Source organism: Paenibacillus sp. CFBP 13594, assembly GCF_014842675.1.
Classification (GTDB): Bacteria; Bacillota; Bacilli; order Paenibacillales; family Paenibacillaceae; genus Paenibacillus; species Paenibacillus amylolyticus_B.
Genome location: NZ_JACYVQ010000004.1, coordinates 23532 through 36245, shown reverse-complemented (window position 1 = coordinate 36245; position 12714 = coordinate 23532). Strand labels below are relative to the sequence as shown.

At 46.1% G+C, this 12714-nt stretch carries 10 protein-coding genes; all 10 read right to left on the bottom strand.

The features are described 5' to 3' along the window. Nucleotides 1–18: 18 nt before the first annotated feature. The 10 genes from IFU39_RS13995 to IFU39_RS13950 all read right to left on the bottom strand — a co-directional run bounded on the left by IFU39_RS13995 (nucleotide 19) and on the right by IFU39_RS13950 (nucleotide 12693). The gene (locus IFU39_RS13995) at nucleotides 19–684 is read right to left on the bottom strand and encodes a TetR/AcrR family transcriptional regulator (protein ID WP_192133257.1); all 666 of its coding nucleotides are present in this window, start codon (nucleotides 682–684) and stop codon (nucleotides 19–21) included. Between the two features lie 147 nt (nucleotides 685–831). After that, entirely contained in the window at nucleotides 832–2631 is a 1800-nt protein-coding gene (locus tag IFU39_RS13990; protein WP_192133255.1) for an ABC transporter ATP-binding protein, read from the bottom strand. A gap of 85 nt (nucleotides 2632–2716) precedes the next feature. After that, nucleotides 2717–4015 (bottom strand): NCS2 family permease, encoded by a 1299-nt coding sequence (locus IFU39_RS13985; protein ID WP_105601824.1) that lies wholly within the window; start codon nucleotides 4013–4015, stop codon nucleotides 2717–2719. Between the two features lie 475 nt (nucleotides 4016–4490). Then, on the bottom strand, nucleotides 4491–5249 hold the full coding sequence (locus IFU39_RS13980; protein WP_091020457.1) for a tRNA threonylcarbamoyladenosine dehydratase: 759 nt from the start codon (nucleotides 5247–5249) through the stop codon (nucleotides 4491–4493). A gap of 18 nt (nucleotides 5250–5267) precedes the next feature. Further along, nucleotides 5268–7046, bottom strand: a complete 1779-nt coding sequence (gene aspS, locus IFU39_RS13975) for an aspartate--tRNA ligase (protein ID WP_036616911.1) — start codon at nucleotides 7044–7046, stop codon at nucleotides 5268–5270. A 213-nt stretch (nucleotides 7047–7259) separates the two neighbouring features. After that, nucleotides 7260–8513 carry a histidine--tRNA ligase gene (gene hisS / locus IFU39_RS13970; RefSeq protein ID WP_192133253.1) on the bottom strand — a complete coding sequence of 418 codons (1254 nt, stop codon included), beginning with the start codon at nucleotides 8511–8513 and terminating at the stop codon, nucleotides 7260–7262. Nucleotides 8514–9301: 788 nt separating this feature from the next. Beyond that, entirely contained in the window at nucleotides 9302–10570 is a 1269-nt protein-coding gene (locus IFU39_RS13965; protein ID WP_192133251.1) for an SEC-C metal-binding domain-containing protein, read from the bottom strand. A 632-nt stretch (nucleotides 10571–11202) separates the two neighbouring features. After that, nucleotides 11203–11649 carry a hypothetical protein gene (locus IFU39_RS13960; RefSeq protein WP_091020461.1) on the bottom strand — a complete coding sequence of 149 codons (447 nt, stop codon included), beginning with the start codon at nucleotides 11647–11649 and terminating at the stop codon, nucleotides 11203–11205. Between the two features lie 104 nt (nucleotides 11650–11753). After that, on the bottom strand, nucleotides 11754–12260 hold the full coding sequence (locus tag IFU39_RS13955) for a type 1 glutamine amidotransferase domain-containing protein (protein ID WP_091020462.1): 507 nt from the start codon (nucleotides 12258–12260) through the stop codon (nucleotides 11754–11756). A 265-nt stretch (nucleotides 12261–12525) separates the two neighbouring features. Then, nucleotides 12526–12693 carry a hypothetical protein gene (locus IFU39_RS13950; protein WP_017686784.1) on the bottom strand — a complete coding sequence of 56 codons (168 nt, stop codon included), beginning with the start codon at nucleotides 12691–12693 and terminating at the stop codon, nucleotides 12526–12528. Nucleotides 12694–12714: the final 21 nt, after the last annotated feature.

Below are 12714 nucleotides of genomic sequence, written 5' to 3'. Positions count from 1 at the left end.
AAACAATCAGGTGTATGTTTATTCCGCCTCCGCATAGCCTCCTGTGCTGGCATGCCGATTCGTAATTCGCTGAATGAGCTGTTCGCTAACGATATCTGCCCCCAAAAGCTTCATCATGTGTTGCAAAAACTTAAGCCTTTCCAATGTCTGCTCCTGATCTCTGCCAAATAGAAGAGGGTTGATCCAGATGTTGACAAGCAGCATGAAGATTTCAGCACACTCCAGCGGATATTCGACTGAAATGGACCCATCTTCCTTGCCTTGCTCCATAATATTGGCAATAATTCTTGCGTCTTTTAGAACACCCTTCCTGATTCCACCAAGTACAAACTGCGGATTCTTGATCTGAGTGCTTAGAACCTGATCAATTGAGTTAGACTGGATTCCAGGATCAACAATAATATTTTCCAAAATACTCGTGAGCTTCTGTCTGGCATTCGGAGCATGCGTGTTCTGGATGAGTTCCATAAACATGTCTTCTGCCCGCCCAAGCTCCTTCTCCATCACTGCACTAAGGATATCCTCCTTGGATTTGAAATGATGATATATTGCACCTTTGGACATACCTAATTCATCTATAATGTCTTGAATACTGGTCTTTTCATATCCCTTTTCGGTGAACATTTGAGTTGAGACTGTCAGAATCAGGTCCAGTGTCTGCTCAGGATATTTATTTCTGGCCATAAGTTCCTCCTTATACATACCAACGGTCGGTATCTATAATATAGAGTATGTTGGTCTTATTGTAAATATGAGGAATTTAAGAAAAGAAAAAAATCTCCGTTGAAATACCTCATGAGTATTTCAATGGAGATCCTGCAATAATGAGAATTACTCTTCGTTTTGTACTGTAGCTGCATTTCCTTCCTGTGCCACAAACTGTTTTTGAGCTAATTCACGGTATACCGGATGATTGCTAATTAATTCCGTATGAGTTCCTGTTCCGGTAACATGCCCATGCTCCAATACAACAATCTGATCGGAATCCACCACTGTGGACAATCGGTGCGCGATCACGATCGTGGTTCTGCCTTCCATCAGGTTGGACAAAGCCTGTTGTACTTCATACTCCGAGGTGCTGTCCAGACTGGATGTTGCTTCATCCAACATGAGAATATCCGGACTGCGCAGTAAGGCACGAGCAATAGCAATCCGCTGACGTTGGCCCCCGGATAGCTTAATTCCTCTCTCGCCCACTTCCGTGTCATAACCCTGTGGCAGCTTGTCGATAAAATCGGCAGAATAGGCCATCTCAGCAGCTCGCCGGATCTCATCCATCGTGGCCTCACGACCTAATCCGTACGTGATGTTGTCTTTAATCGTACCCGCCATAAGTGGACTTTCCTGAGATACATACCCAATCTTGCTACGCCAGGAGGATAAGGAATACTCCGTTATGGCTTGTCCCCCATACGAAATGTGGCCTGAATCGGGCATATAAAACTGCTCCATCAAGGAGAACAGTGTTGATTTGCCACTACCGCTTGGGCCGACAATCGCTGTCACTTTTTGTGTAGGTACCGTCAGATTGATTCCGTGCAGCACTTCCTCACCTGTGACATAGGAAAAGTGTACATCATGGAATGCAATCGTCTCATTTCCTTTTGGAGCTACCTTGGTGCTGTGATGTGGCTCTTCCTCATCGGCAAGGATCGCTTGTATGCGCTCTGTTGCACCTACAACTTTCTGTAAACGGGAGTATAACGTCGTGAATTGTCCCATTGGCATAATGACCTGGAACAACAGCAATATGAACGCGACCAGTTCACCCGGTGACAGCATGCCAGACGCTACGCGCATTCCCCCCACACCCAGAATAACGACCAACACGGCAGTCATGACAAATGTAAACAAGGGACCGATGAGAGCGAGGATACGTGCTTCCTGCAAACCAAAAGCGAACATTTTACGAATCCGGGAATCCCCTGCTTCCACTTCCTGTTTCTCCGTGCCGTAGGCTTTGACCAAGCGAATCTCGCCAATAACCTGACTGAGCACGGACGTAAGACCTGCCATCTCGTCCTGCTGCTTCTTGGAGATCTTGTACATTTTCTTCCCGACCGGCAACAGAATCAACAGCGTAAGTGGCACCAGACTCAGAATAATGAGCGACATCACCCAATCCAAGTAAAATAGTAATGCCACGCCACCCACAACAGCAACGATGTTGGATACAAAAGACACCAGATAATCTGCTATCAACGTCATGATCTGGCTTGTATCATTGGTAATCCGGCTCATCGTATCGCCTGTCCGATTTCGGTCGAAATACGGCATTCTCAGCGACAAGACCTTGTTCCACAGCTTAGTGCGTAGCGTTGCGACCACGCGTTGTCCTGCGTAATTTAACATATAAATGCTAATACCTGAGGCAATCGCCTGAATCACAAATGCCCCAAGCAATAACAAAATCACAGATTTGTTCAATGCCGAAGTGGTAAGTCCATCAATCAGACCTTTGGTCATCAATGGCACGATCAGTCCGGCTGTTGTTTGAATCAGGGTTAAGATGAGGGCAAGAATCAAAATCAATTTTGGCGGATTCGTGGAAGCGATAAGCTTGACGAAATCCTTAAATCCCTTTTTTCCTACCTTCGGTTCATTCTGCCCTGTTTGTTGCTGCTCTTCCATTTCCGTTCCTCCCGTTCTCCATCTGCTCACCAGAGATCATACGTACGAATTTACATGACGTTGCCTTTTGTTGTTTAACACAGCTTTACAAGATACCATGTAACACAAAATTGGCTAAAAAGAGGATGGAAATGCCATACATGACCACAGGTACCTGTTTACCTTGACCTGCTGCCAGCTTCGCTAATGGATAGGCAATAAATCCAAACGCCATACCGTCCACGATGCTATATGTAAATGGAATCATGACCATGATCAGAAATGCTGGGAATGCCTCTGTAAAGTCACCAAAATCCATATCTTTCACACCTTGCACCATCAGGCCACCAATAATGATCAAGATGGGTGCAATTGCACTGTCCGGAATGTAACCGAGCAACGGGATGAAGAAAAAAGTAGCCCCGAATAACACGGCTGTAACGAGTGGAGTCAAACCTGTGCGACCGCCTGCCGCAATTCCGGCTGTAGTCTCGGCTGCAGCAACTGGAGGACTACTTCCGAATACGCCTGCCAATACGGTACTAATGGATAGTGCGCGCAGACTTCCTTTGAACCGCTCTGGACGACCAATCATCTGTGTCTGAGCGGTAATTAATCCGATATTTTCGAACACCACAATTAGCAGTAGCAAAAATACCGCGATCCAGAACGCGACATCAGCCAGCTTCATTAGAGACAATTCGCCAAACAATCCACCGTATTGACGCAGCGCATCCATCGCTGATACGGATTCACCCGGGTTCACTGCTCCAAGTACATAGGCAAGGCCTGTCCCGACCAGAATACTGATGAGAAGTCCACCCTGTACGTTACGTATAAATAAAATCAAGGCAATCACCAGCGTAACGCAGGCTGTAATGACATTCGGATCATTGAAATGCCCAATCGCGACAAATGTGGTCTGGTGCGCGATAACGATTCCACTTTTTTGCAAACCGATAAATGTCAGAAACAAACCAATCCCGACCGTAATGCCATGCTGCAGATTTTTCGGGATCGCTTCGCTGATCATTTTGTATAGTGACGTAAACGCAACAATGGCAAACAGTATACCTGTAACGGTTACAACGGCCAGCGCTTCTTGCCAGCTTAATTTCATGGAATGTACAAGTGTATACGTGAAAAATGCATTAATCCCCATTCCGGGTACCACGATAATCGGTGATTTTCCGCCAAATGCCATGAGCAAACAGCCTGCAATGGACGTCAGCAGGGTTCCAACCATAGCTGCCTGCAAAGGCATCCCGGCATCGGAAAGAATTGTAGCATTGACCATAACGATATAGACCACGGCAAAATAGGAAATGGCTCCCGCCACAACTTCCTTTTTCCACTGGTCTCCTGGCTCCATGCCAAGACGTCTGGCCATCCATCCGTGTTTCATTTCGTTCTATTCCCCTCTCTATATAAATTCAACTAAAAAATGTTTACACTTGCCACTCCGATGACAGAATAATCTTCCGATCGCTGTTATCCCCAAGATTTTTTTAGCATTTCCTTCTCCAGTGGGAAAATCCGGTGATAGCGTATGCTTCCGATGTAGCTTTCTTTCCGAAAGCTTTTAGGCGAACGCTTCGCTTCTCCAGCTTTTTTCTGTCCTCTCCGTTCTTGTGTAAAAAGTTAAGTCGAACCTATATGCCACAAATTCGTTTATGTATGTATCATCATTTCGCGCAGCAGTGAATATCATACACGGTTTTGACTTTGAAGTACATGACGTAACTCTGACATTTATCTAGGAATACAGTTCGGCTATCATAGACGATTGACGTCCCATCCGCTCCGTATTGCGAAGTATAACCTACACAAAAAAGCGTGGATGCCTTATCGGCATCCACGCTTCTTCCGTTGGCAGCAAGTTACTGCTGCTTGTTCTCTGCAATTTCTAACAAATCCTTAATCGCAACACTGACCATAATCAGTCCGGCTACCGGAGGCACAAATGAATTACTCGCAGGTGGCTGTTTGGCCTTACGAATTTCTGGAGCATTCTCGGGAACGATTTTCTGTGTTACGTCCTCACGCGGTTTCATCGGCTTTTCAGTCGAGAAAACCACTTTCACACCTTTTTTAATGCCATCTTTACGAAGTGTAGTCCGCACAACACGGGCAATCGGGTCCATGGTCGTTTTCGAAATATCCGCAACCTGGAATTTCGTTGGATCCATTTTATTCGCCGCACCCATGCTGGAAATCATCGGAATTTTACGTTTCAGGCACTCTTTAATGAGATGGATTTTGTAGATAATCGTGTCGGATGCATCCAGCACATAATCCAGTTCATATTTGAACAGTTCCTCATACGTTTCTTCCGTGTAAAACATATTTAATGCAATGGCATCACATTCCGGATTGATCAGTTTCACCCGTTCCACCATCAGGTCCGCTTTTTTCTGTCCCACTGTCGTGGTCAGCGCATGAATCTGGCGGTTGATGTTGGTGATATCCACGACGTCTTTGTCAATCAGGATGATGCGTCCCACACCACTACGGGCAAGAGCTTCTACAGCAATACCACCTACGCCGCCAATACCGAGCACAGCGACTGTACTATTTTTCAATGCGTCCAGACCTTCAGGTCCGATCGCAAGTTCTGTTCTTGAAAATTGATGGAGCATTGAGAATCGATGCCTCCTTTATTTCTTTTCCGCTACCGGTTTACGGGCTACACGGATATGAAGTTGTTCCAATTGCGAGTCATCCACTTCGGAAGGTGCATTCATCAGCAGATCCGTTGCACTTGCCGTTTTCGGGAAGGCAATCGTTTCACGCAGATTTGTGCGACCCGCCAGCAACATCACCAAACGGTCAAGACCAAAAGCAATTCCGCCATGTGGTGGTGTTCCATATTCAAATGCTTCCAGCAGGTAGCCGAATTTCTCATTCGCTACTTCTGTAGAGAGTCCAAGGGCAGCAAACATTTTCTCCTGAACGTCACGTTTATAGATACGCATCGAACCGCCACCTACTTCATAACCATTGAGAACAAGGTCATAGGCTTGGGCACGAATAGCACCCGGATCTGTGTCGAACAGATGTACATCTTCGTCTTTTGGACGTGTGAACGGATGGTGTTCTGCCACATAACGTTTTGCATCTTCATCATATCCGAGGAGTGGGAAGTCCACAACCCAAGCGAATTTGAATTTGCTGTCATCGATCAGTCCGAGTTGACGGCCGATTTTCAGACGCAATGCACCCAGCACGTCAGCAACCACTTTTTTCGTGTCAGCAGAGAAGAGCAACAAGTCGCCATCCTCAGCACCTGTGCGTTCTTTGACAGCTTCGATTTCTTCAGGCGTGAAGAACTTCACGATTGGCCCTTTGAACTCGCCGTCTTTTACTTGAATCCAAGCCAGACCTTTCGCACCGTAACGTGCAGCAAATGGTCCGAGATCATCGATCTCTTTACGGCTCCATGTGCCACAGCCTTTAGCGTTCAGCACTTTCACTTCTCCACCTTTTTCGATGACGGAAGCAAACACTTTCACACCACTGTTGGCTACAATATCGTTCATTTCAACCAGTTCCATACCGAAGCGCAGATCTGGTTTGTCTGAACCATATTTACCCATTGCATCTGCATACGTAATCCGTTGGAAAGGCAGTTCCAGCTCAATACCTTTCGTTTCACGCAGCAATTTGGCCATCAGTTCTTCCATCATTGGCAGCAGGTCATCCTGTTGCAGGAAAGAAGTCTCGATGTCGACTTGAGTGAATTCTGGTTGACGGTCTGCACGCAGATCCTCATCCCGGAAACAACGAGCGATCTGATAATAACGCTCAACGCCACCCACCATCAGCAATTGTTTGTAGATTTGTGGGGATTGTGGCAAGGCGAAGAATTCACCTTCATGCACACGGCTCGGTACGAGATAATCACGCGCACCTTCCGGGGAACTCTTGGTCAGGATTGGTGTTTCCACTTCAACGAACTCTTCTCCATCCAGGTAGTCACGGAACACTTTGGATGCTTTGGAACGCAGTTTCAATGTTTCGAACATTTCCGGACGACGCAGGTCCAGGTAACGATATTTCAAACGAAGGGATTCATCAACTTCAACACCATCTTCAATGAAGAATGGAGGTGTTTTGGCTGCGTTCAGCACTTCGATTTCTGTGATTTGAACTTCAATTTCGCCAGTAGGCAGGTTTTTGTTAACTGTTTCTGCATCACGTTTAACAACTTTACCCGTTACAGCGATAACATACTCGCTACGTACGCGATCTGCGATTTGCAAAGCTTCACCGGAATAAGCCGGGTTAAAGACAACTTGTACAATTCCGCTACGATCACGCAGATCGATGAAAAGTACGCCCCCCAAGTCACGGCGGGTTTGAACCCAACCGTTCAATGTTACTGTTTCACCGATGTGTGCGGGTGTTAATGCGCCGCAATGATGACTTCTTTTCATAACCAAACTCCTCATTATGTGAATTTCCGTTCTGTATGGGCAATTATTACCTGCTCTTCAACAGTCCGGTTACGTGTAGACCATGTATTCAAAAAGGCATGTTACCTCTGGCCCGCCAACTTCCGCTTAATTGGAATCGTCGGTGAACCTCAGTAATTTTGCCGGATCAATTGTTTAACTTGAATGTTTAAGACTTAATGTAATACTTCGTGCTTATTTACCTTCGCGAATTGCTGTTACCAGATCATCAAGCTTCACGGTTTGTTGCTCACCCGTATCCATCGACTTGAGGGCGATCTCACCACGCTCTAGCTCGTCATCACCAAGGATGGCGGTATAGCGGGATTTGAAACGGTCAGCTGACTTCATCTGTGCTTTCATCTTGCGACCCAGATAATCACGTTCACCAGACAGTCCAGACTGGCGAAGTTTGAACAACAGTCGGTTCACTTCACGATCAGCGGCCTCTCCCAGAGCAACAAAGTACACATCCAGTGGAGCGAGCGTAGTCACCTCAATGTTCTGGTGCTCCAGAATCAGTTGAATACGCTCCAGACCAATACCGAAGCCGATGCCCGGCTGATCAGGTCCGCCGATATCTCCAACGAGACCATTGTACCGGCCACCGCCGCCAACCGTATCAATTGCTCCAATCCCTTGGGCTTTTAATTCAAACGCAGTCAGCGTGTAATAATCCAAGCCCCGTACCAGACGATTGTTCACAGCATAATCTACTCCGAAATCATCCAGGTATGCCTGTAGCTTGGCAAAGTGATTCAAAGACTCTTCATCCAGGCTATCCAATATGGACGGTGCCCCTACGAATTTGTCCTGATCGACTTTACAGTCGAGTACACGCAGCGGATTACGCTCCATGCGGGACTGACAGTCCTTGCACAGGCTGTCTTTCATCGGTCTGAGGAACCCAAGTAATGTCTCGCGGTATTCTGCACGGCTAGTCGAGTTACCAACGGAGTTGATCTCCACTTTAACATCCTTCAAGCCGAGCTCAACACACAACTGGTAGCCCAGTGCGATGACTTCGGCATCAATCGCCGGGTCCAGTGCACCGATGGCTTCTACACCAAACTGGTGGAACTGACGCTGACGGCCTGCCTGCGGACGCTCATACCGGAACATCGGACCGATGTAATACAACTTGCTCACATCCGGTTCGCCGTAGATTTTATTCTCTACATACGCACGGACAACACCGGCTGTTCCCTCTGGACGAAGAGTCATGCTGCGATTGCCTTTGTCATCAAAGGTATACATTTCTTTCTCAACGATATCGGTAGTCTCTCCTACACCGCGTACAAATAAAGAAGTCTGTTCGAAGATCGGTGTACGAATCTCACGGTAATTAAAACGTCGACACAGATCTCGTGCTTTTTCTTCTACGTACTGCCATTTCTCGACAACTCCAGGCAGTAAGTCCTGCGTTCCAGTCGGTTTTTGAAAAGCCATCTTGATCCCTCCAGCATTGATTTTTTTCTGTAAAAGTTAATCCAGAAATGTTACACCTGGACTCTCCGACTGTAGTACCATCTTTTGATCGCTGTTATCCCCAGATTCTTTGAATTAATTTTTTTCAATGTGAAAATCCGGGGATAAAGGCGAACGCTTCGCTTCTACAGATTGGTTCTACAATCTCCGTTATGGTATAAATGTTAGAATCAACTTATATAACAAAAAAATCCCTCGCCCTGTCTGCTATGTATAGCAAACAAAGGGACGAGAGATTGTGTAATATACATTCACCCGTGGTACCACCCACATTCCGGAAACCTGACACTTTAGCCGTTCAGGTGATCTCTGGTGATTCAACATTGCCTAGGGCACTGTAATCAAGCAGATATTCCGCTCTACGTGTAACGCACGTCCTGCGCAGGCCGGCTACTGGTCAACAGATCATGTCTGTTATGTTCGCCGTCTGTTCTCGGGGAAGTCATTCGTCCGCTCATCAAGAGAATCCTTACAGCCTTGGGATTCCTCTCTGGTCATGTGGGTACGGAGTACTTGGTCCCGTCATCAAATCAGTAATATAGTTCAAAAATCGACTTGTATTGACTGTAGTCAACTTATTATTTTCTGATTGTAATGAACCGCAGTGCTAAAGTCAAGGGTTAACACGAAAAGATAGCTCTAAAAAATTTTACTCACACGCAGCATGGTATGAGGAGTCCACAGAAAATATGGCTAGTAGAAGCTGGATTCATCATATGAATTCCAACTTCTATTCGCTTCTTATTCCTCTATTGTTGCAGCATCCACTTCAACAGATCCGGCGCGCTCGCCCATAAACGGGAATGCATAATGACATATTCAATCGCTTCGTCGGAGTCGCCCATCCCGACAAAATCAGGGAGGTTATGCGGCAACCGCTTCAAACCCAACAGGTAATCAGGCACATGTTTGTTCACACCCCGCGCCACACGGTACAGCATTTTGAGCTGGGAGGTGATTCCGTTTTTCTTATACTCCAGAATAATCTTGTCATAGGCAAAGGCCGCTGCGGCGTCACCTCTTCCATACTCCTCCAGCAATTGCTCTGCCTGATCCAATTGGTTACTGTACAAATACACAGCAGCGAGCAAGTAACGTGCTCCGGTATTGTCTTCCGTATTAAGCTCTAGAATATGCTCCAGGACTTGTGCTGCTTCTTTCGTATCTCCGCCAAACCAGCAGGATTCGGCATAACTTTTGCATATCCGGATATAGGGACGAGTCTCATGAAGCCCCCAGAAGTCCCCTTTGTTCTCCTCAAAGAACAGTTCGCCCAGTTCACGTTTGCCAGCAGCGATTCCTTCCTTGAGGTAAGATCGTGCATCTTGCTCATCGTCCGATTCCTCAGCTAGAATGAGATACGCATCAGAACTGTCAGGATACATCTCCAGCGCTGTTTCCGCCATATGTACTCTCCGTTTGGAAGAGCTCGCTTCCCTTGCCTTAGACAGCAGAGCCTGTGCTTTGTCTTTCGATGTGCCTGGACCGTTCAGCATCAATAGCTCGTCCGTTTCCCCGCCCATGCCGTATTCTTCGATGTAACTACTCATCTCCTTAACCTTCCGGGAGATCGTGCCTGTCGTTACCTCATATTTATCAGCCAGCTCAGCCTTTGAGACATTGAAGCCGTATTCCTCGGACAGCAAATACTCAATTGCAGCAGAGAACGAGCCTGTCTTCTTCACAGTAGGACGGGTCTGACGGGAGTAGCCGTTCCATAACACCAGAGCTTCCAAAATCACCTCTGGCTCGTATTGTTTCCTCATGTTCTCAATAGTCTGCAGGGCCAGCTGTTCGTGAGCCGGATGCTCCCATTTCAAATCGCTTGCCACCATCTTTTTCAGCTTGGTCAAGGTCAGTTTGCTCTCAGGCTGAATAGAAGCTTCCCGAACCGGTTGCTCCGTTGATATTATCCCCAGTATGGATTCTACTGCAGAGGACTCCTTGTTGAGACAACATTTCTTATATTTTTTCCCACTACCGCATGGGCATAAATCATTTCTTCCAACCTTACTCAAAACTAATTCCCCCTTAAATCTGTCTCTAGCCATTCGCATGAGAACTCTGTTGCTTTAGCATTGTAGGTGTCATTTCTCTAACGAGGCATTCTATATAACTTTCAAATTCCATCGATCAAGCAGAAACGGCTGCCCCGTACTTATATAAAAAAGGTGGGGCCGTTTCAGCGAGTATGTGTTCATCTGGAATATGACGGATCACTCTGGCGATGAGTTCCTCATACTCACTGTCATAGGATTGGATTCGCCTGAACCCAATCGCTGGAGCTAAATTTACCGTCCAATGTAACCCAACTATGAAAACAATTCGCTGTAGAATATATAAACCCATCTCTCTATTCTAGCAAAAATTGAATAAAGGGGTAAGCTCTGCCCAAAACATACACATTCTCAGCTCAAAAAAAAATAGCCTGCACACGGTGTGCAGGCTCAAAGGATATATAAAAAAAGGGGGTCATGTGTGTTATTATAAGCCCACTATGTTAAAGGCTTATGTATCTAATATTACAGTAATATTACAAAAATGATAGCGCTTTATAAATTAACTTTTTAATATCCTCCTGATTAAAAAGCCCTTGCACATCACTCGACTGTGTGGTCGAGCAGTGCAAGGGCCATGAAGTATCTACACGTTAATTCAAATCTTCCACATAGGCATGGTTGGAACGAAGCTTATGAACAATCTCGTCATAATCCTCATCCCTTACTTTGGCAGACAGAACATAATGCAGATCATCATAATCGGCCGAAGAAACATCCGCCGCTTGCAGCAGGTCTCCATCCTCATTCACTCTGTCACGAGTATCCCGTTCTGCATCACGGTCCACATTGGCTACCACAGGGATCACATTTTCGCTGGCTGGAACACCAGGGGCTGCACCTACACCCATTGCTCCGTTGGTACCTACGCCACCTGCTGTATTATAAGGCACCAGTGGCACCATAACACGCGTGTCTCTACCTATCGCACTATCAAGTTGACCTACTTCCAAATGCTCTGTACGGAACGTCTGAAGTGAAGTTCTTGCTCCCTCTGCCTCGTCCTCGGTTCGAAAATACGCCTGAATATGTTTTGTCATGTCAAACCCTCCTTTTTCGGAATGAAATGCAACGTGAAGTTTGTAAACGTCACGATGTAACGTAGTTAAGATACATCAATATATGTCAGTTTCACTAGCTGAAGTTATATTACTTTTAGCAGTTCACGTACAAACGCTGGCTCATCTTCAGGTGTTCGGGATGTAATATAGTTTCCATCCACAACGGCCTCATGATCCTTGAACTCTGCTCCTGCGTTTACCATGTCATCCTTAAGTGGTGGATAGGATGTAATGGTGCGGCCTTTCAACAGACCGGCACTAGCCAAAATTTGCGGGCCATGACATATCGCTGCGATTGGTTTCTTCGCACTGTTGATCTCAGTGACAAACTTCAAGATGTGCGCATCAGATCGCAAATTCTCAGGGGATGATCCACCAGGAATCACGACTGCATCATACTCTGAAGCGGATGCGTCAGCAATCGCCTTATCTGTCGTATAGGAGGCCTTTCCTCCTTTACCTTTAAGGGTCTCACCGGCTTTTAATCCGATAATCTCCACTTCGTGTCCAGCTTTTTTTACTTCGTCATACGGAACCTGCATCTCCGAATCTTCAAAGTCATTCGCCAATAAAAAAGCAACTTTACTCATAATGTATGTTCTCCTTTCCGTGTTCGAACTTTCTTTATGAATCGGGCCTTGCAGTACAATGGCACTTCGTTGTGCCTCGTTTTGTTATTACCCTCACCAGAGCAATTTATAACAATTCAATGTAATTTCATTTTGTAACGAAGTCATCAAACGAACATTTAAAAAGATCATCTCATGACAAAAAGTCCTGATTCGGTAAGGAATCAGGACTTTTTCAGAATCTGTATGATCCAAATATCGGATAATTATATACCTGTGTAAACATTCAAGATCGCGGAAGATGACTCTGCTTCCCTTTGTCCGAATCCTGAAGTGCCCAGATCGTTGCAACATACTCAGCAGCCGAACGGGCAAGGTGCAATGATTCATACAGGTTGCCAGGGAGTAACAGAGGTTCTGAACGGGTACGTGTTTCTTTCGCAGATTGGCGCATAATTGGATGGATGCTCCTTTG